The organism is Blastococcus saxobsidens (genome assembly GCF_010682065.1).
Classification (GTDB): domain Bacteria; phylum Actinomycetota; class Actinomycetes; order Mycobacteriales; family Geodermatophilaceae; genus Blastococcus; species Blastococcus saxobsidens_B.
Genome location: NZ_JAAGWG010000010.1, coordinates 81,405 through 103,544, shown reverse-complemented (window position 1 = coordinate 103,544; position 22,140 = coordinate 81,405). Strand labels below are relative to the sequence as shown.

The following is a 22,140-nucleotide window of genomic DNA, read 5'->3' as shown; positions in this document are numbered from 1 at the left end:
GACCACATCACCGCCCCCGGGAGGCACCGTGGACGTCCACGCCGAGCGCATCGTCGCCGCTCCGTCCCGACAACGTCCGACGCCGGCCGTGACGCCGGCCGGCCAGGGCTGAGCGGCCATGGGGAGGGATCTGCCGCAGGCTCCGGCACCGCGACCGGCCCAGCGGGTGCGCAACGTGGCGCTCGTCGGCCACTCCGGTGCGGGCAAGACCACGCTCGCCGAGGCATTGCTGGCCGCCACCGGCGCCGTGCCCCGGGCGGGCCGTGTGGAGGACGGCACGACGTGCCTGGACAGCGAGGAGATCGAGGTCCGGCAGCAGCGGTCGGTCTCCCTCGGCGTCGCGACCGTCGAGCGCGCGGACCACCGGATCACCCTGCTGGACACCCCTGGGTCCCCGGACTTCGTGGGCGAGCTGCGCGCCGGCCTGCGGGCGGCCGACAGCGCGCTGTTCGTCGTCTCCGCCCTGGGCGGCATGGACGCCGGCACCCTCGCGCTCTGGGAGGAGTGCGCCGCCGTCGGCATGCCGCGCGCCGTGGTGCTCACTCAGATCGACCGGCCACGGGCCGACGTGGACGAGGCGGTGCGGCTCTGCCAGCTGATGCTGGGGGAGGGGGTCTACCCCATGCACCTGGTCGACCGGGGCCCCGACGGCGCCGCGCGAGGGCTCCTCTCCCTCCTCGAGCCCCCCGGGGAGACCGCGGGCGCCCCGGACGCCGACCGGCTCCGTGCCGAGCTCATCGAGGGCATCATCGGAGAGAGCGAGGACGAGACGCTGATGGAGCGCTACCTCGCCGGTGACGCCCTGTCCCTGCCCGACCTGGTCACCGACCTGGAGACCGCCGTCGCGCGGGGGCACTTCCACCCGGTGCTCTGCGTCTCCGCGCTCACAGGCGTGGGCACCGAGGAGCTGCTCGACCTGCTGGTCTCGGCCTTTCCCTGCCCGATGGAGCACGGCTGCCCGCCGGTCACCCGTCCCGACGGCTCACCCGCACCGCCGCTGTCCTGCGATCCCGACGGGCCGCTGGTGGCCGAGGTGGTCCGGACGACGACCGACCCCTACGTGGGGCGGGTGTCGCTGGTCCGCGTCTTCTCCGGCACGCTGCGGCCCGACGTCGCCGTGCACGTGTCCGGTCACGGCCTCGCCGATCGGGGCCATCCCGACCACGACAGCGACGAGCGGATCGGTGTGCTGTCGGCCCCGCTGGGCGCCGCGCTGCGGCCGGTGAGCCATTGCCCGGCAGGGGACATCTGCGCGGTGGCGCGGCTGACGACGGCGGAGACAGGTGACACCCTGAGCTCGCCGGGGGACCCGCGGCTGGTGCCGGCCTGGGAGCTGCCGGTGCCGCAGCTGCCGGTCGCGGTGGAGGCCGCCTCCCACGCCGACGAGGACCGCATGGCCACGGCGCTGTCCCGGCTCGTGGCCGAGGACCCCACCCTGCGTCTCGAGCGACGGCCGGAGACCGGTCAGCTGCTGCTGTGGTGCGTGGGAGAGGGGCACGCGGAGGTGCTGCTCGACCGGCTGCGGACCCGGCACGGGGTGGGGGTGACGACGGTGCCGGTCCGGGTACCGCTCGTGGAGACCCTGTGCGGACCGGCTCGGGTGACCGGCCGGCACGTCAAGCAGTCCGGGGGCCACGGCCAGTACGCGGTGGTGGTCGTGGAAGGCCGGCCCGGGCCGCCGGGCTCGGGCGTGGTCTTCGACCAGCGGATCGTGGGCGGCACCGTCCCGGCCCAGTACCACGCGAGCGTGGAGAAGGGGATCCGCGCGCAGGCCGAGCGCGGGGTGCACGGAGACCGCGCCGTCGTCGACGTCCACGTGACGCTGGTCGACGGCAAGGCGCACTCGGTGGACTCCTCCGACGCCGCCTTCCAGGCCGCCGGGGCCCTGGCCCTGCGGGAGCTGGCGACGGCCGTGGGCACCCGGGTGCTCGAGCCGTGGTGCGAGGTCGAGGTGCGGGTGCCGGGCGAGTACGTCGGGGCGGTGATGAGCGACCTGTCCGCGCGGCGCGCCCGCGTCACCGGGAGCGAGGCCGACCCCGAGCGGGACCGCGTCACGGTGCGCGCCGAGGTGCCGGAGGTGGAGCTGCTCGGCTATCCGGGGGTGCTGCGCTCGGTCAGCCACGGCACGGGTTGCTTCGACCGGCGTCCGCTGGGCTACGAGCCGGCGCCGGCGACCCTCGCCCCGGCCTGAGCGGCGGCGGACCGGACCCGCCGCGCAGCGTCGAGTGGTGAGGGCGGGGCGGTCCCGTCCAGAGGCTCGCCGTGAGCATGCGCGCGGTGAGGGGGACGGGGTCCTTCGGCTAGCCTCGGACGCGCTGGTGCAGGGGCTGGAGGAGTCGTGACGTCGTCGAACGGGCCGTCGGCGCCCCCATCCGTACCCGGGGACGGCGTAGGCGCCCCACGGGTCGTGGACCGCGAGGACCTGCCCGACCGGATCTGGACCGTGCCGAACGCGCTGTCGGTCCTCCGGCTGCTCGGCGTGCCGCTCTTCCTGTGGCTCCTGCTCGGACCCGAGGAGGACCTCTGGGCGATGCTCGTGCTGATGGCCGCGGGCATCTCCGACTGGGCCGACGGCAAGATCGCCCGCTGGCTGGACCAGGGCAGCCGCCTCGGCGCGCTGCTGGACCCCGCAGCCGACCGGCTCTACATCGTCTCCACGCTGATCGCGCTGGCGCTGCGCGACTTCATCCCGGTGTGGCTGGTGCTGCTGCTGCTCGGCCGGGAGCTCGTCCTGGGCGTGATGCTGCTGGTGCTGCGGGCCTACGGCTATCCGCCGCTCCAGGTGCACTACCTGGGCAAGGCCGCCACGTTCCTGCTCCTCTACGCCTTCCCCGGCCTGCTGCTGGCCGACGGCGACAGCCTGCTGGCCACCATCGCCGCGCCGTTCGCGTGGGCGTTCACCATCTGGGGAACCGCGCTGTACCTGCTGGCCGGCGCCTTCTACGTCGTGCAGGTCGTCGGGATCGTCGCGGCCGAGCGCTCCGCCCGGTCGGCGAGCCGCGCGTGACCGCCGACCGCCCACCCGGTGGGGTCCGCTCGCTGGGCGCCTCGCTGCTCGACGACGTGCTCGCCGAGACGCTCGACCCGGCCTACGCGCAGGCCGCCGAGGCGCGGGCCGCCCGCGGGGAGCAGGACGCCCCCCGCCGCGGTGGGCAGGTGCTCGTCGCGCTGACGATGGCGGTGGCGGGCCTGCTCGTGGCCGTCACCTACGACCAGGCCGCGGCCAAGCAGCAGGGCCGGCAGGAGATCCGCTCCGCGCTGGTGGGCGACATCCAGGATCGGTCCGAGCTCAGCGACGAGCTCGCCGCGCAGCTGGAGGACCTCCGCGTGGAGGTCAGCCGGACCAGCGACGACCTCCTGGCCGCGACCGCGGTGGGACAGCGGGCGCTGGACGCGCTCGCGCGTGCCGAGCAGGGCACCGGCGCCGTCCCGGTCACCGGGCCCGGCCTGCTGGTCACGCTCGCCAACGCCGAGGCCGAGGCCGATGACGACCCCGTGGGCGGAGGGACCGCCACGGCCGATCCCCGCGGCCGGATCCAGGACGGCGACCTGCAGCGGGTCGTCAACGCCCTGTGGGCGGCGGGCGCCGAGGCGATCAGCATCAACCGGCAGCGGCTGGGTCCCACCAGCGCCATCCGGTTCGCCGGGGAGGCGGTGCTCGTCGACTTCCGACCGGTCACCAACCCCTACGAGGTCAGCGCGATCGGCGACCCCGACGCGCTCGCCGCGGCGTTCATCCTCAATCCGCAGATCCGGGCCCTCGCCGAGGACTCGATCAACTTCGGCCTCCGGTTCGACTTCGCCAAGGAGGACGAGCTGTCCCTGCCCGCAGCCGGCTCACCCGAGCTGCGCTCCGCCGAACCGCTGGACACCCGCCGGGACCCCGGCACCGACCCCACCCCCGGAGGCTGACCCCGTGATCCCGATCCTCGGACTCGCGGCGGGCGTGCTCCTCGGGCTGGTCTTCGACCCCACGGTCCCCCTGTGGCTGCAGCCCTACCTGCCGATCGCGGTGGTCGCCGCGCTCGACGCCGTCTTCGGCGGCTTCCGGGCCCGGCTGGACGGCATCTTCGACGCCAAGGTGTTCGTCATCTCGTTCGTCTCGAACGTGGTGGTGGCCGCGCTCATCGTCTTCCTGGGCGACCAGCTGGGGGTGGGCGCCCAGCTGTCGACGGCGGTGGTCGTGGTCCTGGGCATCCGCATCTTCGGCAACGCCGCGGCCATCCGACGGCACATCTTCCGCGCATGACCGGGCCGGGACCGGCGGCGACGCCCGAGCCGGAGCGGGTGGCGCCGGAGCCGGCGTCCCCGGAGGCGTCCCCCGAGCCGGCGACGGCCCGGGCGGCGCCGCGCAACGCCCGCCGGCGGCTGGACCTGGTCGCGGCCGCGCTCATCGGCGTGCTGACGCTGGCGCTCGGGTTCGCCCTGGCCGTGCAGGTGCGCAACGCCGACGAGGCGGAAGTGCTCGCCGGCGCGCGGGAGGAGGACCTCGTGCGCATCCTCGACGAGCTCAACCTGCGCGAGGACCGGCTCCGCCAGCAACTCTCCGAGCAGCGGTCGGCCCTGCAGGAGCTCAACGGGTCCGGGAGCCGCACCGGCACCGCGCTCGAGGAGGCGCGGCGCCGTGCCCAGGCCCTCGGCATCCTCAACGGCACGCTCCCCGCCCAGGGCGAGGGGATGACGCTCACCGTCCGCGACCCCTCGGGGGACGTGCGGGTCACCGACCTCATCGAGGTCGTCCAGGAGCTGCGGGGGGCGGGGGCGGAGACCATGCAGGTCGACGGCATCCGGATCGGGCTGTCGACCGCCGTGACCGGAAAGCCGGGGAACCTGCGGGTCGACGGCACCGCGCTCACGTCCCCCTACGAGTTCGTCGTCATCGGCGAGCCGCAGAACATGGCGACGGCGATGAACATCCCCGGCGGGGTCGTGCAGCTCGTGGAGGGCCGCGGCGGCTCCGTGCAGATCACCCAGTCCGACCTGGTGGTCGTGGACGCGTTGCGACCGCTCGACCGCCCTCAATACGCTTCGCCCGACACCGAGTGAGGACCTCGACGGCCCCCACCTCTCGCTCCGCTCGAGGCGCGCCCCTGCGCCGACGCCGTTCCATTCCCGCACCAGGAGACGATCGACGATGAGCTCGCCCGACGACCGCCGCTACACCGACCAGCACGAATGGGCGCTGGTCCAGGGCGCCGACGGCGCCTCGGCCACTGCGGGAGCAGGGATCGTCGTCCGGATCGGCATCACCGACCACGCCCAGGACGCGCTGGGCGACATCGTCTTCGTCCAGCTGCCCGAGGTCGGCGCCGAGGTGGCGCCGGGGACGGCCATCGGGGAGGTGGAGTCCACCAAGAGCGTGTCGGACTTCTACGCGCCGGTCGCCGGCACGGTCACCGCGGTCAACGAGCGGCTGGCCGACGCCCCCGAGACCGTGAACTCCGACCCCTACGGGGACGGCTGGCTGGTCGACATCGCCGTTCCGGGGGAGGGTGGGGACCCGGTCGGACAACTGCTCGACGCGGCCGCTTACCAGGCGCTGCTCGACGGTCGGTGACCGGGCCGCCGGGAGGCTGACTCCTGGCGGGGCTCACTATGATCGCGGAGGGGCGATCCGCGGGGTCACCTGCGGGAAACCCGTTCGTCCCACACTGCACGTCCGGTTGACCCTCGGGCCGACCGGCTGGTTCCATGACCCACGGTCCGCCGCTCCCGCGGCGGCCGACCACGGAGGGCTGACTGGCCCACCGTCCGCCGGCCGCCCGCGGCCCGTACCGAGGCCCGCGGCGGGCCCCTCGCACCGGAGGAGACGCAACGTGCACTGCACTCGCTGTGGCCACGAGAACCCCGAGGGCAGTCGCTTCTGCGCGCAGTGCGGCTCGGCGCTCTCTCCCGAGCGCATCGGCGAGTCGACGAGCGTGATCCCCAAGGTCGGTGGCGACGACTCCGGCGAGCAGCCGGAGGCCACCGAGACCCCCGACGCGCACGCCGGTGCCGTCGAGTCGCTGCCCGCCGGGTCGGCGCTGCTGGTGGTCAAGCGCGGCCCCAACGCCGGCAGCCGGTTCCTGCTCGACCAGGACGTGACGACCGCCGGTCGCCACCCCGACAGCGACATCTTCCTCGACGACGTCACGGTGAGCCGCCGGCACGTCGAGTTCCACCGCGAGGGCGGTGGCTTCTCGGTGCACGACGTCGGCAGCCTCAACGGCACCTACGTCAACCGTGAGCCGGTCGACGTGGCGAACCTGGCCGGTGGCGACGAGGTGCAGATCGGCAAGTTCCGGCTCGTGTACCTCACCGGCCCGCGCACCGGCGAGCCGGCCGCTCGCTAGTGGACCGTCCGGCGATCCTCCGCAGTCGGGGAGCGCGGACCGGGACCCGGAGACGGCGTCCCGGCGAGAGAGGGGCGTGATGGTGGTGCCCGAGCGCGAACGTGCGCTCGGGGACGCCGCCGGTCAGCACACGCCACGCCTGACCATCGGCGAGGTGCTGGCCGTTCTTCGCGACGACTTCCCCGACGTGACGATCAGCAAGATCCGCTACCTGGAGTCCGAGGACCTGGTCCACCCGCAGCGCACGCCGTCGGGGTACCGCAAGTTCTCCCAGGCCGACGTGAGCCGGCTGCGCTACGTGCTGACGGCACAGCGGGACCACTACCTGCCGTTGCGGGTGATCAAGGACCACCTGGACGCGCTGGACCGCGGCGAGCCGCTGCCCGGCGCGGTGCCCGCGTCGCCGCCGCCCCCGGAGTCGACGGGGGAGCCCGGCGAGGCCCCGTTGACCCCGGAGCAGTTCGCCCGAGCGGCCGGGCTGGAGCCCGAGCAGCTCGCCGACTGCGTGCAGTTCGGCCTGCTCTCCACCGACGCCGACGGGCGCCACCCGGCCGGCGACCTGCCGATCGCGCGGGCGGCCGCTGGGCTGGCCAGGCACGGCATCGAGCCCCGGCACCTGCGCGTCTACCGCAGTGCGGTGGAGCGCGAGGCCGGGCTCGTCGAGCAGCTCGTCGCGCCGGTCCTGCGGGCCCGCTCGGAGGAGGCGCGCACGCGCGCCACCGAGAAGCTGGGCGAGCTCGCGGCGCTGTCGGCGCAGTTGCACACCGCCTTGCTCGAGACGCGCCTGCGGGACCTCCTGCGCCCCTGAGCGGGCGTACCGTGGACCCGTCGCCGTCCGGGCCGTCCGACGGCCCGACAGTGACCGGCCGCCTGTCCAGACCGTCCCCGCCCGCCCCCCGGGCCGCAGCCGAGGAGCCGCACCGTGCAGGAGCTTCGAGTCGTCGGCGTCCGCGTCGAACTGCCGGGCAACCAGCCCATCCTGCTGCTCAAGGAGACGCAGGGTGAGCGCTACCTGCCCATCTGGATCGGCGCCGTCGAGGCGGCCGCCATCGCCTTCGAGCAGCAGGGGGTCCGCCCGGCCCGCCCGATGACCCACGACCTGCTGCGGGAGGTCGTGCGCACCCTGGGTGCGGAGCTCGAGGCGGTCAACATCACGGAGATGCGCGACGGCATCTACATCGCCGAGCTGGTGTTCGGCGACGAGCGAGTGGTCAGCGCCCGGCCCTCCGACGCGGTGGCCCTCGCGGTGCGCACCGGCGCGCCGATCTTCGGCGCCGACGACCTGCTCGACGAGGTGGGGATCGAGATCCCCGACGAGCAGGAGGACGAGGTCGAGAAGTTCCGCGAGTTCCTCGACCAGATCTCGCCGGAGGACTTCGGCGCCGGCTCCGGCTCCGGTGGCGGCCCGACCTGAGCCCAACAGGTTCCTATCGGCAGGCGCCGCCGGACCATCACCCGAAATGGGGCAGGTGTGGCGACACGCCGCCTCGCTCAGTTGACCGGCATCCTGGCCCGGCTTACCGTCGGCGGACAACAGCGGTGTGACTCCTGGGTTCCCCGGGAGATGGACCGTCGACCTGCCGCTGACGCGGTGGGACAGAGGAGGACGCTGGACGTGAGCGACCAGAGCAACGGCTCCCAGGGTCAGCTGTTCAGCGACGCCGCCGTCGGGGCGCCGCAGTACGACGAGGTCGACACCGACCTGGTCGGTTACCGCGGCCCGACCGCCTGCGCCGCTGCCGGGATCACCTACCGCCAGCTGGACTACTGGGCCCGCACCGGTCTGGTGGCCCCGTCGGTGCGCAGCGCCACCGGCTCGGGCACCCAGCGTCTGTACTCCTTCCGCGACATCCTGGTGCTGAAGGTCGTCAAGCGGCTGCTGGACACCGGCGTCTCCCTGCAGAACATCCGCAAGGCCGTCGACCACCTCCGCCAGCGCGGGGTGAAGGAGCTGGCCAACGTCACGCTCTTCTCCGACGGCGCCACCGTCTACGAGTGCACCTCCGCGGAGGAGGTCGTGGACCTGCTGGCCGGCGGCCAGGGCGTCTTCGGCATCGCCGTCTCCGGCGCGCTGCGCGAGCTGTCCGGCGAGCTGGCCGAGCTGCCGGCCGAGCGCATCGACGGTGGCCAGGTCGTGCCGTCGGACGACGAGCTCTCCATGCGCCGTCGTCGCCGCGCCGCGACCGCCTGACCTCGACGTCCTCCCGGCCCCCGGCGGCCCGCCCACGTCCCGGCCCCCCTGCGGGGTCGGGACCGTCCGCGTGCCCGGGCCCTGCCCCGCCCGAGACGCCCCGGGATCGAGCTGACCGCCGCGCCCGTATGCGACAAATGTCGCTGGTAGCGTCGGTCGAATGGTGGACCCTCCCGGGGCCGTAGGTGAGCTGGTGGGGGAGACCCCTCCGCCGCTCGCCGGCCCGTTGCCCTCCCTGATGTCGCTGGACACCGCCGGATCCTTCGCCGGCCGGCACATCGGGCCCCGCCCCGACGAGACGGCCCGGATGCTGGCCGTCGTCGGTCATCCGTCGCTGGAGTCGCTGGTCGACGCCTGCGTCCCGGAGGCCGTCCGGGACCGCCGGCCGCTGGCCCTGCCGCCCGCCGAGGACGAGGCCGCGGTGCTGGCCCTGCTGCGCGAGCGCGCGTCGGCCAACCAGGTCTTCACCTCGATGATCGGCCTGGGCTACTCCGGCACCACCACCCCGCCGGTGATCCAGCGCGGCGTCCTGGAGAACCCGGCCTGGTACACCGCCTACACGCCCTACCAGCCCGAGATCAGCCAGGGCCGGCTCGAGGCCCTGATCAACTTCCAGACCATGGTCGCGGACCTGACCGGCCTGCCTGTCGCCGGCGCGTCGATGCTCGACGAGGCGACCGCCGCGGCGGAGGCGATGACCCTGGTCCGGCGCGCCGGGAGGGCGGCCCCGGACGCGGTCTTCGTCGTCGACGCCGACACCCTGCCGCAGACCCTCGGCGTGCTGCGGACCCGCGCGGAGCCCCTGGGCATCCGGCTGCACGTCACCGACCTCTCGCGGGGCTGGCCGGCCGACCTGCCCGAGGCGGGCGCCTTCGGGGTGCTGCTGTCCTACCCGGGTGCCAGCGGCGCCGTGCGGGACCACGGGGCGCTGGCCGCCGCCGCGCACGAGGCCGGCGCGTCCGTCGTCGTGGCCGCGGACCTGCTGGCCCTGACGCTGCTCGAGGCGCCGGGGGAGTGGGGGGCCGACGTCGCCTGCGGCACCACGCAGCGCTTCGGCGTCCCCATGGGCTTCGGCGGCCCGCACGCCGGCTACCTGTCGGTCCGCGAGGGGCTGGCCCGGCAGCTGCCCGGCCGGCTGGTGGGCGTCTCGGTGGACGCCGACGGCGACGTCGCCTACCGGCTGGCGCTGCAGACGCGCGAGCAGCACATCCGCCGGGAGAAGGCCACCAGCAACATCTGCACCGCCCAGGTCCTGCTGGCGGTCATGGCCGGTGCCTACGCGGTCTACCACGGTCCCGAGGGGCTGGCGGCGATCGCGGCGCGGGTGCACCGCAGCGCCACCACCCTGGCCGGATGGCTGACCGCCGGTGGGCTGCGGCTGGTGCACGACTCCTACTTCGACACGATCCAGGTCCGGGTGCCCGGCCGTGCCGCCGACGTCGTCGACGCCGCTGCCGCCCGCCGGATCAACCTGCGACCGGTGGACGCCGACACGGTGGCAGTCGCCTGCGACGAGACGACGACGCCGGCCGTCCTGCGATCGGTCGCGGAGTCCTTCGGGGTGACCGCGGACGAGGCGGGGCTCGACGACGACGGCGCGGACGCCCTGCCCGCGGACCTGCGGCGGCGCACGCCCTTCCTCACCCACCCGGTCTTCTCCGCGCACCGCTCGGAGACGGCGATGATGCGCTACCTCCGCGCCCTGTCGGACAAGGACCTGGCGCTGGACCGCACGATGATCCCGCTGGGCTCGTGCACCATGAAGCTCAACGCCGCGACCGAGATGGCCGCCATCACCTGGCCGGAGTTCGCGAACCTCCACCCGTTCGTCCCGGCGGACCAGGCCCGTGGCTACGCGCAGCTGATCGACGAGCTGTGCGCCGCGCTCGCCGAGATCACCGGCTACGCGGCGGTCAGCGTGCAGCCCAACGCCGGGTCCCAGGGCGAGTTCGCCGGCCTGCTGGCCATCCGCGGGTACCACCGGTCCCGCGGGGACGACCAGCGCGACGTCTGCCTGATCCCGAGCTCGGCGCACGGCACGAACGCCGCCAGCGCCGTCATGGCCGGCATGCGGGTGGTCGTGGTCGCCTGCGACCAGGCGGGCAACGTCGACCTCGCCGAGCTGCACGCGAAGGTCTTCCAGCACGCCGAGCGCCTGGCCGCGCTCATGATCACCTACCCGTCGACGCACGGGGTGTTCGAGACCGACATCCAGGAGATCTGCGGCGCGGTGCACGACGCCGGCGGTCAGGTGTACGTCGACGGCGCCAACCTCAACGCGATGGTGGGCCTGGCCCGGCCCGGCCGCTTCGGCTCCGACGTCAGCCACCTGAACCTGCACAAGACGTTCTGCATCCCGCACGGGGGCGGTGGACCGGGCGTCGGCCCGATCGGCGTCCGGGAGCACCTGGTGCCGTTCCTGCCCAACCACCCGGTGGTGCCCGCCGGGCCCGAGACCGGCCCCGGACCGGTGTCGGCGGCGCCGTGGGGCTCGGCGGACATCCTGCCGATCTCCTGGGCCTACCTGCGCCTCATGGGTCCCGACGGGCTGACCCGGGCCACCCAGCACGCCATCCTGGGTGCCAACTACCTCGCCACCCGCCTGCGGGAGCACTACCCGGTGCTCTACACCGGCGCCGACGGGCTCGTGGCCCACGAGTGCATCCTCGACATCCGGCCGCTCACCAAGGCCACCGGCATCACCAACGACGACATCGCCAAGCGGCTGATCGACTTCGGGCTCCACGCCCCGACGATGAGCTTCCCGGTCGCCGGGACGCTGATGGTGGAGCCCACCGAGAGCGAGGACCTGGCCGAGCTCGACCGGTTCGTCGACGCGATGGTGCACATCCGCGGCGAGATCGAGAAGGTGGCGACGGGGGAGTTCGACCGGACGGACAACCCGCTGCGGAACGCGCCGCACACGCTGGCGATGGTGGCGGGGGAGTGGGACCGGCCCTATCCGCGCAGCGAGGCGGTCCATCCGCTGCCGGCGCTGCGCGGCCGGGGCTACCTGAGCCCCGTGCGGCGGATCGACCAGGCCTACGGCGACCGCAACCTGGTCTGCTCGTGCCCGCCGCCGGAGGCGTTCGCCGACCCGCAGGAGGGGCCGGGGGCCGTGCCGGACCGGGCCGAGGGCGCGCCGGACGACCTGGGCACCGCGGCCGACGTCGTGGGCGCCGGGGTCTAGCTCAGCGGTCCGGCGTCCCCCGCCCGCGACGGACGGGCGGGGGAACGGTCGTGCTCAGGCGCTGGCGAGCTCCGGGGCCAGCCACACGTGGTGGTCAACGACGGCGCTGCCGTCGGGCAGCAGCTCGCCGTCGTCGTCGAAGAGGACGACGCCGTTGCACAGCAGCCGCCAGCCCTGCTCGGGGTGGCTGCGGACCACGGCGGCGAGGTCGCGCGCCTCGCTGGTCGGCTCTGGACAGGGGGTGCGGTGGGCACACATGGCGATCACATCCGTTCGGCCGGGAGGAAGCCGGCCAATCACTGGCAGTACATGGCCGCTTACGCGACATCCCTAGTGTCGGCACGTCGGGGGGTCGAGGTCACGTGATCCAGGTCACCTGATCACCCGAAGGGGTCGTCACTTCCTGCCATGGCGACACGCGCCGCCGCGTGGGTCGGCCGGTGGGGACGGCGTGTCGCGCCCGCTCAGAGCTTGCGCAGCAGCACCCGGCGCACCGAGTGGTCGGTCGCCTTCTGCAGCACCAGCCGGGCACGCGAGCGCGTGGGGGCGATGTTGTCCCGCAGGTTCGGGCCGTTCACCGCCGACCAGATGTCCAGCGCGGTCTCCCGCGCCTGGTCGTCGGTCAGGCCGGCGAAGCGGTGGAAGTAGGCGTCGCTGTCCTGGAACGCCGTCCGGCGCAGCGCCAGGAAGCGCTCCACGTACCAGCGCTGGATGTCGGCCTCGGAGGCGTCGACGTAGACGGAGAAGTCGAAGAAGTCCGAGAGGAAAACCTCCGGCGCCGACCCGTCCTGGCGGCGGCCGGCCTGCAGCACGTTGAGGCCCTCGACGACCAGGATGTCGGGCCGGTCCACGGCCTGCACCCCGCCGGGGACGATGTCGTAGGACTGGTGGTCGTAGACCGGCGCGAAGACCTCCTCGCGGCCGGACTTCACGTCGGCGAGGAACCGCAGCAGCGCCCGCCGGTCGTAGCTCTCCGGGAAGCCCTTGCGCCCGAGCAGCCCCCGCTCCTCCAGCACGGCGTTGGGCAGCAGGAACCCGTCGGTGGTGACCAGGTCGACGCGGGGCGAGCCGGGGCCGGCGGCGAGCAGGGTCTGCAGCAGCCGCGAGGTCGTGCTCTTGCCGACGGCGACGCTGCCGGCGACGGCGACGACGAAGGGCACCTTGGCCGTGGAGTCGCCGAGGAACTCGCTCTGCGCGGCCCACAGCCGGCGGCTGGCGGTGACGTGCAGGTCCAGCAGCCGGGCGAGGGGCAGGTAGACGGTGGCGACCTCGTCGAGGTCGATCCGGTCGCCCAGGGACGCCAGGTCCGCGAGATCGGCCTCGTCCAGGGGCAGCTGGGAACCCGCCGCCAGTGCCCGCCAGGAATCCCGGTCGAACACCGCGTAGGGCGAGATGGAGCCACGCGTCCCAGCCGTCACGGCGACCATCGTGCCGTCCCGCCCGCCGCGGACGTGCGTGCGGGTCACCCGCGAGGGTGTGGCCGGCCGTCCCGGGGCGGTGCGCGGGCCCCGGGACGGCGCAGCACGTCTAGGGTCGTGCCGTGCCTTCCCGCCCGGGACTGCTCGAGTGCATCGAGCGCTACTTCGCCGTCGCCCCGCTGCCGGACGCCCGCGTCGAGCGCGCCGGCGCGCTCGACGTGCCCCTCGCCGATCCGGCCTGGCCCTATCCGGCACGCCCGCGCCGCGACGGCGACGGTGCCCCGGTGACCGTCGCCGACGTGCGGGCAGCGATCGCCCTGCAGCAGGCGGCGGGCCTGCCCGCGGCGCTGGAGTGGATCCCCGAGTGCTCCCCGGAGGTGGCGGCCGCCGCCCGCGCGGCCGGCATGCCGGTGGAGGACCTGCCCCTGCTGGTGGCCGACGACCCCGTCGACCTCGTGCTGCCGAGCGGTGTGCGGCTGTTCCTGGTCGGCGCCGACGACCCGGCCCTGGCCGACTACCAGCGGGTCGCGGCCATCGCCTTCGCCCACCCGGGCGGGGCCGCCGACGTGGGGGAGGCGCCCGTGGACACGGCGGCCGAGGCCGCTGCGCGCACCGCCGTGCTGCGCGAGCGGATCGCCGACGGCCGCACCGTGATGATGGTGGCGATGGAGGACGGCGAGCCGGTGGCCGTCGGGTCCCACCAGCCGATCGACATCGACGACGACTCGCAGGTCAGCGAGATCGTGGGGGTGGCGACCCTGCCCCGGCTGCGCGGCCGCGGACTGGGCGCCGGGCTGGTGTCGGCGCTCGTCGCCCACGCCCAGGAGACCGCCGACCTGGTGTTCCTCGCCGCCGGGGACGACGACGTCGCCCGGGTGTACGAGCGCATCGGCTTCGCCCGGATCGCGACCACCGGGGTCGCGGAGCTGCCGGCGCCGGAGGTCTGAGGCCCCCGGCGCCGCACCTCACTCCTGCTCGTAGGTGGCGACCAGCGTCGCCCGCGCCAGGGTGTGGAAGAACAGGTTGAAGCCGAGGACGGCGGGCGTGGTGTCGGCGTCGACGTCCAGCCGCTCGGTGTCCACGGCGTGCACGACCACGAAGTACCGGTGCGGGCCGTGCCCGGCCGGGGGAGCGGCGCCCACGTAACCGGCGAAGCCGCCGTCGTTGCGCAGCTGGAGCGCGCCCCCGGGGAGCTGCGGGGCGTCCTTGTCGCCGGCGCCCGACGGCAGTTCGGTGGTGTCCGCGGGGAGGTTGGCGACCGCCCAGTGCCAGAAGCCACTGGCCGTGGGCGCGTCGGGGTCGTACACGGTGACGGCGAAGCTCTTCGTGCCCTCGGGGAAGCCCGACCAGGACAGCTGCGGGGAGCGGTCCTCGCCGCCGGCGCCCATCACGCCGCTGACGTGCGGCACGGGCAGCGCCTGCCCCCCGGCGACGTCGCTGCTGGTGACCTGGAAACCCGGCACCCGGGGCAGGAAGTCGTACGGGTTCGGCGGGGTGGGCCGGTCGGCCATGGTGGTCTCTCCCTCGATCGCTGGCGGGGCGGCTGGTCGGATGCGGTTCGCCGTCCCGTCGCGACCCTAGGCAGGGCCCGGCCCGTCCGCCCGTCGGCCGTCGCCGGCCGGCGCATCGGCCACGCATCGGCCAGGACATCGGCCAGGACATCGGATCGCCGCAGCTCCAGCACGTGCCCGTCACCGGACGCCGGTAGCGTCGGGACGTGCCCACCCCGCGAGAGCTCGGCCTGCCCGACGGCGTCCGCGCCTGCCTGTTCGACCTCGACGGCGTCCTCACGCGGACCGCGACCGTGCACATGGCGGCGTGGAAGCGGACCTTCGACGAGTTCCTCCGCGGCCGGGACCCGGACGCGCAGGAGTTCACGCAGGAGGACTACAACCGCCACGTCGACGGGAAGCCGCGCGCCGACGGCGTCCGCGACTTCCTGGCCTCTCGCGGCATCACGCTGCCCGAGGGCGCCGACGGGGACGGTCCGGACGCGGCCACCGTGGCGGGCGTGGCCACCCGCAAGAACGAACTGGTGCTGCGCGAGCTCGAGGAGCACGGCGTCGAGGTCTACGAGGGTTCGGTGCGCTATCTGCGCGCGGTCAAGGAGGCGGGGCTGGCCACCGCGGTGGTGACCGCGTCGGCCAACGGTGAGCAGGTGGTGGCCTCCGGTGGCTTCGCCGACCTGATCGACACCCGCGTCGACGGCGTGGTCGCCAAGCGCGACGGGCTGCGGGGGAAGCCGGCGCCGGACACGTTCCTCGCCGGAGCGCGCGCCCTGGGCGTGGAGCCGGGGGAGGCCGTGGTGTTCGAGGACGCGCTCTCCGGCGTCGCCGCCGGGCGCGCGGGCGGGTTCGCCTTCGTGGTCGGTGTCGACCGGGTGGGCCAGGCCGACGGGCTGCGCGAGTCCGGCGCCGACGTCGTCGTGACCGACCTGGAGCAGCTGCTGGGGGAGCGGTGACCGAAGGGCGCGCGGTCTTCCCGATCGAGCCGTGGTCGCTGACCGAGGTCGGGCTGGACCACGCCTCGCTCGCCGTCCACGAGTCGGTGTTCGCCCTGGCCAACGGGCACATCGGGATGCGCGGCTCGTTCGAGGAGGGGGAGCCGGTCGTCGTGCCGGGCACCTACCTCAACGGCTTCTTCGAGGAGCGGCCGCTGCCCTACGCCGAGGCCGGCTACGGCTTCCCCGAGATGGGGCAGACCGTCGTCAACGTGACCGACGGCAAGCTCATCCGGCTGCTGGTCAAGGACTCGCCGCTGGACCTGGACTACGGCGAGATCATCGACCACCGGCGCACGCTGGACCTGCGCGCCGGGGTGCTGCGCCGGTCGACCGAGTGGCGTTCGCCCGGCGGGCGCTGCGTGCGGGTCACCAGCACGCGGCTGGTGTCGCTCGCCCGGCGGTCCATCGCCGCCATCGAGTACCAGGTGGAGGTCACCGACGACCTCGGTGACCTCTACGTCGCGCTGCAGTCGGACCTGCTGGCCAACGAGGACGGCGCGGCCGCCGACTCCGACGACCCCCGGGCCGCCGCGGCGCTGGCCTCCCCGCTGCAGTGCGAGCTGGCCGCCGCCCGGGGCCGGCGGGCGGTGCTCGTGCACCGCACCAAGCGCAGCCGGCTGCGGTTGGCCGCCGGCATGGACCACGTCATCGAGATCCCGGACAGCTGCACCGAGGACGTCGAGGCCGTCGGCGACCTGGCGCGCTACTCGCTCGCCGCCCGGATCCCGCCGCGCGGATCGCTGAAGCTGGTCAAGTTCCTGGCCTACGGCTGGTCCTCCCGGCGGTCCGGCGCGGCGCTGCGCGACCAGGTGGAGGCGGCGCTGGCCACGGCGAAGCTGGCCGGATTCGACCGGCTGCTCCAGGAGCAGCGGGAGTTGCTGGCCCAGCACTGGGACGACGCCGACGTCGAGATCGAGGGCGACGACGAGCTGCAGCAGGCCGTCCGCGTCGGGATGTTCCACGTCCTGCAGGCGGGCCTGCGCGGCGAGCGCCAGGCCATTCCGGCCAAGGGGCTCACCGGGCCGGGGTACGACGGGCACACCTTCTGGGACACCGAGACCTACGTGCTGCCGGTGCTCACCTACACGGCGCCGTCGGCGGCGCGGGACGCGCTGCGCTGGCGGCACTCCACGCTGCCGCTGGCCCGGGAGCGCGCCCAGGAGCTGGGCCTGCGGGGGGCGGCGTTCCCGTGGCGCACGATCCGGGGCGAGGAGACCTCCGGCTACTGGCCGGCGGGGACGGCGGCCTTCCACATCAACGCCGACATCGCCGACGCCGTCGCGCGGTACGTGCACGCCACCCTCGACGACGACTTCGACCGCGACTTCGGCGCCGAGCTGCTGGTGGAGACCGCCCGGCTGTGGGCCTCGCTCGGGCACTTCGACGCCGAGCACGGCTTCCGCATCGACGGCGTCACCGGCCCGGACGAGTACACCGCCGTCGTGGACAACAACGTCTACACGAACCTGATGGCGCAGCGGAACCTGCGCGAGGCGGCCGCGGCGGTGGACCGGCAACCGGAGGTGGCCGGCCGCCTGGAGGTGACCGGCGGGGAGGTCGAGGAGTGGCTGCGGGCCGCGTCGCTGATGGCGGTGCCGTACGACACCCAGCGGGGCGTGCACATGCAGTCCGACGGGTTCACCCACCACGAGGAGTGGGACTTCCAGAACACGCCGCAGAGTCACTACCCGCTGCTGCTGAACTACCCCTACTTCGAGCTCTACCGCAAGCAGGTGGTCAAGCAGGCCGACCTGGTGATGGCCCTGCACCTGCGCGGTGACGCCTTCACCCTCGAGGAGAAGATCGCCGACTTCGCCTACTACGAGGCGCGTACGACCCGGGACTCGTCGCTGTCGGCCAGCCAGCAGGCGGTCGTCGCCGCGGAGACCGGGCACCTCGAGCTGGCGCACCAGTACTGGGCCGAGGCGGCGCTCACCGACCTGCAGAACCTGCACTCCAACTCCGGCCACGGGCTGCACATCGCCTCGCTGGCCGGCGGGTGGACCGTCGCGGTCGCCGGTTTCGGGGGCCTGCGCGACCACGGCGGGGAGCTGACGTTCGCCCCTCGGCTGCCCAGCCGGATCACCCGGCTGCGGTTCCGGGTCGTGTACCGGGGACGCAAGCTCACGGTCACCGTGGAGCCGGGGCAGGCGACCTACCGGCTGGTGGACGGCGACCCGCTGGAGATCCGCCACCACGGCCGGCAGGTGGTCGTGGACCACGCCGACATGGTCCTCGTGATCCCACCCGCGCCGCAGGTGGAGCCGGTGCGCCAGCCACCCGGCTGCGCGCCGCGGCGCCGCTCCCGCATCTGAGCGGGCTCTGGGGGTTCAGCGGGCGCTCTGCGTGTGCTGCCCAGCGCCCGGAGCAGGCAGTGCGCTCGCAGAGCACTCCGAGGCCGGCCCAGACATGGACAGCTCGACGGTGTACGACCGTTATCCCCAACAACAAGCCGCGTCTCACCGGGGTCAGCCGAGCAGCCACCTCGCGCCCAGAACGAGAGCAGCAACGTCCACGGCCAGGAAGACGCCGACCCAGAACAGCGCCGGGAAGGGCGTGAGCCGGGCCAACTGGTCGGCGTCGGAGTCCGAGCCCCCACGCCGGCGCCGGGCCGTCTGCAGCTCCAGCACGGCGCGTGGTGCGGCCAGCAGGAGGAACCAGGTGGCCACCGCGGCGAACACGGCCTGCCCGGCCGGCGGCAGCCACCAGGTGGCGGCGAAGACGATGCCGCCGGTGACCAGGACCGACCACAGGCCGTACCAGTTGCGGATCTGCACGAGCAGCAGCGCGAGCAGGAGCAGGAGCGCCCACAGCAGCCCGATGGCGTGCCCGGCGGCCAGCAGGGCGGCAGCGCCGAGCCCGAAGAGCCCGGGTCCGATGTACCCGGCGGCGCAGGTCAGCACCATGCCGAGGCCGGTCGGCCGACCGGCGGAGACGGTCAGGCCGGAGGTGTCCGAGTGCAGTCGGATGCCCGACAGCCGCCGCCCGGCCGCGAGCGCCACCAGCCCGTGGGCGCCCTCGTGGGCGATCGTCACGACGTTGCGGGCCGGCCGCCAGAGCGTGGGGGAGAGGACGAGTACGGCCGCGGCCGCGGCGGTCACCAGGAGCACCGTCGTCGAGAGATCCGGGACCGTCGCCGTCACGCGTTCCCAGAACCGGGCGAGGGCCTCCACGCCCGGAGTCTCGCGCACCGACCTGGCAGCGGCGGGGGAGCGGCGGGGGTGTCGAACCCGGGGAGTCCGGACTCACACCGCCTCGGGTGACACCCCGGGCACCGGGAGGCCCGATATTGGAGGCATGACGACGTCCGCACCTGTCACCCGGGACGACCTCCCGGTGACGGTGTCCTTCACGCGCCGGGCCGACCCGGCGCACGTGCGCGAGATGACGGCGTGGATCCGCGCCGGTCTCAGCATGGCCGAGAGCTTTCCCGGCTTCCTCGGTGGCGGCTGGGTCCGCTCCCGCCGCGACGCCGACGAGTGGCACATGCTCGCCCGCTTCGCCGACCAGCCGACGCTGGCGGCCTGGGAGGCCTCCGCCGAACGGCAGTGGTGGCTGCGCTCGGGCGAGGGGCTGGCCGAGGTGACGCGCACCGAGCGCCGGACGGGCATCGAGGGCTGGTTCGACTCCCCGGTGGTCGAGGAGGTCAGCGCCGGCGGGGCCGCCGTCGCCCCGCCACGGTGGAAGCAGTCCTTGACCATCTGGCTGGTCTTCTTCCCGATGAACCTGCTGGCCACCGTGACCCTCGGGACAGCGCTGGCGGACCGGCACGTGGTCCTGCGGGTGCTCGTGACGACGGCGGTCCTCACGCCGCTGATGGTCTACGTGGTGCTGCCCTGGATCACCGCACGGCTTCAGTGGTGGCTGCAGGGCCGTCGGTGGCGCGACAGGTAGGGGAGCGGCGCCGGGGGGCGGTGCGGTCGCTCACCTGGATCGGCGGCAAGGCCGGGCCGGCCGTCGACGAGGATGGCCCGGACCCTGGACGCCGTCCTCGGCGGCCTCCCGCAGGACCGAACCGGCTAGTTGCCGGGCTTGACCGCCTTGCCCCGCTCCCGCTCCGCCTCGTCGGCCTCGTAGACGCCGGGCACCGTGGTGGCCTTGCCGTCGTCGCCGGGCGTGACCGGCTTGTCGATGAGGTTGTCCGGCCCGGGGGAGGGGGTGCCGCCGGGCTCGTGCTTCTCGTCGGTGTCGGGGCGCTGCTCGGTCATTCGTCCTCCTCGGCGCGTGGATGTCCTGACAGGCGCTACCCGCGGGCGAGGGACGGAACCGGGGATCGGGTCACAGCTGCTGCGTCAGGTTGAGCGCGTTGCCGTCGGGGTCGGAGACGTGCGCGACGCGCTGACCCCAGGGCATGTCGTTCGACGGTCCGGGGGAGCGGCCACCGAGTTCTTCGACGCGGGGGAGGAGGGCGTCGACGTCGGGCACGTCGATGCTGAGCAGGACCCGGCCGGGCGTGCCCGGCTGGACCGCGGCGTCGGCGGTGAGGCCGAGCTCGGAGTCGCCGATCCGCAGCCCGAGGTAGAACGCGGGCCCCTCCTCGGGGAAGCGCTCGGCGACCGTGGCGTCGAGCAGCTCGACGTAGAAGGCGCGCAGCCGCTCGATGTCGGGCGTGACGAGGATCGGGCGAATGGTCGGGCTCACGGGTCCTCCAGCGGGATCGAGATGGTCTGCTCGTGTGACTGCCGGCAGCCACGGCATTCATCGGTCGCGCCGCTCGGCGGTCAGTCCGTGCGGATGAGCAGCCAGCGTGCGAAGGCGGCGTCCGCGTAGAGCTCCGTGCGCCAGCGGACCGACAGCCGGAACGAACCCGGCGGGACGACGAGCAGCGGGCTGGCGTCGGTGGCGGAGTCGTCGCCCAGCTCGTCGGACACCGGCGTCGGCCCGGGGGACTCGGGCAGGAGGAAGGCGCCGTCCTCCCCGGTGCCGTCCAGAGCCGCGCTGACGAAAGCCAGCCGCCCGCTGGGCACCGCGACGACGTCGCCCTCCTGGTCGTCGGTCGTGGGGAAGGCGAGCGCGGCGTCCAGCGTGCCGCGGTAGTCCCCGGCGTTCACCTGGACGACGGCGATGCTGCCGTCGTCGGCGCGGAACACCTCCAGCCAGCCCTCGTCGCCGATCTCCGGGTCGGTGAGCACCAGCCCTGCGGTGCCCGTTCCCACGGCGACCGCGGTGAGGTCGTAGGCCAGGTGCGGCACCAGCGCCTCGTACGCCTGCTCCGACATGCCGCGCCACGAGGGGAGGAGGTCGGAGTCCAGAGCGAGGAACGGCTCGCCGTTGGTCCAGCAGCGACCCACATGGGTCCAGGAGCGGTGCATGCACCGATCATTCCTGGGTGGGCTCCGTCGCGACGGAATGTGCGACAGCTCCGGCTCTCGCTAGGGTTCGGCGGTGCACAGGCTGAGCCGGGACGAGGCCCGCGCGATCGCCGTGCGCGCGCAGCTGCTGGACGGCCGGCGGCCCTCGGACCTGCTGGCAACCGTGCGTCACCTGACGCTGCTGCAGATCGATCCGACGTCCGCCGTCGCACCGAGCGCGGATCTCGTCGCGTGGAGCCGCCTCGGGGACGGCTACCACCCGGAGCACCTGACCACGGCGCTGGAGCGCGATCGGACGCTCTTCGAGCACAACGCGATGGTCCGCCCGATGGAGGATCTGCGGCTGTATCTCGCCGCGATGTCCGTCTGGCCCGGCCGCGAGGCCTCCCGCGAGTGGCTGCGGGTCAACGACCGGTTCCGGCGGGACGTGCTGGACCTGCTCGGCCGGGCGGGCCCGCTGCCGTCACGCGACGTCCCGGACACCTGCGTGGTGCCGTGGGCCTCGACGGGGTGGACCAACGACCGCAACGTCACCCAGATGCTCGAGTTCCTGATGATGCGCGGGGAAGTGGCGATCGCCGGCCGCCGCGGCCGTCAGCGGCTCTGGGACCTCGCCGAGCGGGTCTATCCGGCCGGGACGCCGGTCGTGCCGGCCGAGGAGGCGCGACGCATGCGGGACGGACGTCGGCTGCGAGCCCTGGGGATCGCCCGCCAGAAGGGCGCCTCCGTGCCCGTCGAGCCGGTGGACGTGGGGGAGGCAGGGGAGCCCGCGACCGTCGAGGGCGTGGCCGGGACCTGGCGGGTCGACCCCGGTGCCGTCGGGCAGCCGTTCACCGGACGCACCGCGCTGCTCTCACCGTTCGACCGCCTGGTGCACGATCGCCGGCGGACGCTGGAGCTGTTCGGGTTCGAGTACCAGCTGGAGATGTACAAGCCGGCGGGCAAGCGCCGGTGGGGCTACTTCGCCCTGCCGGTGCTGCACCGGGACCGACTCGTGGGGAAGCTCGATGTCCGTGCCGACCGGGCGACGGGCCGGCTGGTGGTCAGCGGCCTCCACGAGGACGTGCCGTTCACCCGGGAGATGCGGGACGACGTCGCAGGCGAGATCGACGCGCTCGCCGGCTGGCTCGGCCTGTCCGTCGAGGATCGCCGGTGACGTGCGGGCGGTGCGACCGGCGGGGAGTGCGTCAGGAG

At 74.1% G+C, this 22,140-nt stretch carries 23 protein-coding genes; 16 read left to right on the top strand and 7 right to left on the bottom strand.

What is annotated here, in order from left to right; genetic code table 11:
- The first annotated feature begins 118 nt into the window (after nt 1-118).
- From GCU60_RS08560 to gcvP, 11 genes are all read left to right on the top strand, one after another.
- Entirely contained in the window at nt 119-2,191 is a 2,073-nt protein-coding gene (locus GCU60_RS08560; RefSeq protein WP_163204187.1) for an elongation factor G-like protein EF-G2, read from the top strand.
- A 216-nt stretch (nt 2,192-2,407) separates the two neighbouring features.
- Nucleotides 2,408-3,007 (top strand): CDP-alcohol phosphatidyltransferase family protein, encoded by a 600-nt coding sequence (locus GCU60_RS08555; protein WP_345770490.1) that lies wholly within the window; start codon nt 2,408-2,410, stop codon nt 3,005-3,007.
- Nucleotides 3,004-3,912, top strand: coding sequence for a DUF881 domain-containing protein (locus GCU60_RS08550; RefSeq protein WP_163204185.1), 909 nt, complete (start codon nt 3,004-3,006; stop codon nt 3,910-3,912). Before GCU60_RS08555 ends, GCU60_RS08550 begins: the two co-directional genes overlap by 4 nt.
- A gap of 4 nt (nt 3,913-3,916) precedes the next feature.
- Nucleotides 3,917-4,249: a DUF1290 domain-containing protein gene (locus GCU60_RS08545; protein ID WP_163204183.1), complete on the top strand. Its 333-nt coding sequence runs from the start codon at nt 3,917-3,919 to the stop codon at nt 4,247-4,249.
- Nucleotides 4,246-5,046, top strand: coding sequence for a DUF881 domain-containing protein (locus GCU60_RS08540; RefSeq protein ID WP_163204181.1), 801 nt, complete (start codon nt 4,246-4,248; stop codon nt 5,044-5,046). Before GCU60_RS08545 ends, GCU60_RS08540 begins: the two co-directional genes overlap by 4 nt.
- An 88-nt stretch (nt 5,047-5,134) precedes the next feature.
- A complete protein-coding gene (gcvH, locus tag GCU60_RS08535; RefSeq protein ID WP_163204179.1) occupies nt 5,135-5,557 on the top strand; it encodes a glycine cleavage system protein GcvH in 423 nt (140 codons plus the stop codon).
- A 259-nt stretch (nt 5,558-5,816) separates the two neighbouring features.
- Entirely contained in the window at nt 5,817-6,332 is a 516-nt protein-coding gene (gene odhI, locus GCU60_RS08530) for an oxoglutarate dehydrogenase inhibitor Odhl (protein WP_163204177.1), read from the top strand.
- A 79-nt stretch (nt 6,333-6,411) separates the two neighbouring features.
- Nucleotides 6,412-7,140 (top strand): MerR family transcriptional regulator, encoded by a 729-nt coding sequence (locus GCU60_RS08525; protein WP_163204300.1) that lies wholly within the window; start codon nt 6,412-6,414, stop codon nt 7,138-7,140.
- Between the two features lie 114 nt (nt 7,141-7,254).
- On the top strand, nt 7,255-7,746 hold the full coding sequence (locus GCU60_RS08520) for a bifunctional nuclease domain-containing protein (RefSeq protein WP_163204175.1): 492 nt from the start codon (nt 7,255-7,257) through the stop codon (nt 7,744-7,746).
- A 201-nt stretch (nt 7,747-7,947) separates the two neighbouring features.
- Complete coding sequence (locus tag GCU60_RS08515; RefSeq protein WP_104527461.1) at nt 7,948-8,523, top strand: MerR family transcriptional regulator; 576 nt, start codon at nt 7,948-7,950, stop codon at nt 8,521-8,523.
- Between the two features lie 193 nt (nt 8,524-8,716).
- Nucleotides 8,717-11,713, top strand: coding sequence for an aminomethyl-transferring glycine dehydrogenase (gene gcvP, locus GCU60_RS08510; RefSeq protein WP_345770489.1), 2,997 nt, complete (start codon nt 8,717-8,719; stop codon nt 11,711-11,713).
- Between the two features lie 54 nt (nt 11,714-11,767).
- Here gcvP and GCU60_RS08505 read toward each other — a convergent pair whose 3' ends face one another.
- Both GCU60_RS08505 and coaA read right to left on the bottom strand, forming a co-directional pair.
- Nucleotides 11,768-11,971: a DUF5999 family protein gene (locus tag GCU60_RS08505; RefSeq protein ID WP_163204171.1), complete on the bottom strand. Its 204-nt coding sequence runs from the start codon at nt 11,969-11,971 to the stop codon at nt 11,768-11,770.
- 206 nt (nt 11,972-12,177) lie between these two features.
- Complete coding sequence (coaA, locus tag GCU60_RS08500; protein ID WP_345770488.1) at nt 12,178-13,179, bottom strand: type I pantothenate kinase; 1,002 nt, start codon at nt 13,177-13,179, stop codon at nt 12,178-12,180.
- A 74-nt stretch (nt 13,180-13,253) separates the two neighbouring features.
- Here coaA and GCU60_RS08495 point away from each other — a divergent pair, with 74 nt between their 5' ends.
- Nucleotides 13,254-14,078, top strand: a complete 825-nt coding sequence (locus tag GCU60_RS08495) for a GNAT family N-acetyltransferase (protein WP_163204170.1) — start codon at nt 13,254-13,256, stop codon at nt 14,076-14,078.
- A gap of 18 nt (nt 14,079-14,096) precedes the next feature.
- Here GCU60_RS08495 and GCU60_RS08490 read toward each other — a convergent pair whose 3' ends face one another.
- Nucleotides 14,097-14,642 (bottom strand): YbhB/YbcL family Raf kinase inhibitor-like protein, encoded by a 546-nt coding sequence (locus tag GCU60_RS08490; protein ID WP_163204168.1) that lies wholly within the window; start codon nt 14,640-14,642, stop codon nt 14,097-14,099.
- 206 nt (nt 14,643-14,848) lie between these two features.
- On the opposite strand from GCU60_RS08490, the gene GCU60_RS08485 reads away from it, so the two are divergent.
- Complete coding sequence (locus GCU60_RS08485) at nt 14,849-15,592, top strand: beta-phosphoglucomutase family hydrolase (protein ID WP_163204166.1); 744 nt, start codon at nt 14,849-14,851, stop codon at nt 15,590-15,592.
- Nucleotides 15,589-17,949 (top strand): glycosyl hydrolase family 65 protein, encoded by a 2,361-nt coding sequence (locus tag GCU60_RS08480; protein WP_163204164.1) that lies wholly within the window; start codon nt 15,589-15,591, stop codon nt 17,947-17,949. Before GCU60_RS08485 ends, GCU60_RS08480 begins: the two co-directional genes overlap by 4 nt.
- 153 nt (nt 17,950-18,102) lie before the next feature.
- On the opposite strand, the gene GCU60_RS08475 is transcribed toward GCU60_RS08480, so the two are convergent.
- Complete coding sequence (locus GCU60_RS08475) at nt 18,103-18,807, bottom strand: M50 family metallopeptidase (protein ID WP_345770487.1); 705 nt, start codon at nt 18,805-18,807, stop codon at nt 18,103-18,105.
- 124 nt (nt 18,808-18,931) lie between these two features.
- Here GCU60_RS08475 and GCU60_RS08470 point away from each other — a divergent pair, with 124 nt between their 5' ends.
- Entirely contained in the window at nt 18,932-19,528 is a 597-nt protein-coding gene (locus tag GCU60_RS08470; protein ID WP_163204162.1) for an antibiotic biosynthesis monooxygenase, read from the top strand.
- A 125-nt stretch (nt 19,529-19,653) separates the two neighbouring features.
- On the opposite strand, the gene GCU60_RS08465 is transcribed toward GCU60_RS08470, so the two are convergent.
- From GCU60_RS08465 to GCU60_RS08455, 3 genes are all read right to left on the bottom strand, one after another.
- Complete coding sequence (locus GCU60_RS08465; protein WP_163204160.1) at nt 19,654-19,842, bottom strand: hypothetical protein; 189 nt, start codon at nt 19,840-19,842, stop codon at nt 19,654-19,656.
- Nucleotides 19,843-19,912: 70 nt separating this feature from the next.
- Nucleotides 19,913-20,275: a VOC family protein gene (locus GCU60_RS08460; protein ID WP_345770486.1), complete on the bottom strand. Its 363-nt coding sequence runs from the start codon at nt 20,273-20,275 to the stop codon at nt 19,913-19,915.
- A gap of 80 nt (nt 20,276-20,355) precedes the next feature.
- On the bottom strand, nt 20,356-20,946 hold the full coding sequence (locus GCU60_RS08455) for a hypothetical protein (protein ID WP_163204156.1): 591 nt from the start codon (nt 20,944-20,946) through the stop codon (nt 20,356-20,358).
- 73 nt (nt 20,947-21,019) lie between these two features.
- Here GCU60_RS08455 and GCU60_RS08450 point away from each other — a divergent pair, with 73 nt between their 5' ends.
- A complete protein-coding gene (locus GCU60_RS08450; protein WP_163204154.1) occupies nt 21,020-22,102 on the top strand; it encodes a DNA glycosylase AlkZ-like family protein in 1,083 nt (360 codons plus the stop codon).
- The last annotated feature ends 38 nt before the right edge of the window (nt 22,103-22,140 follow it).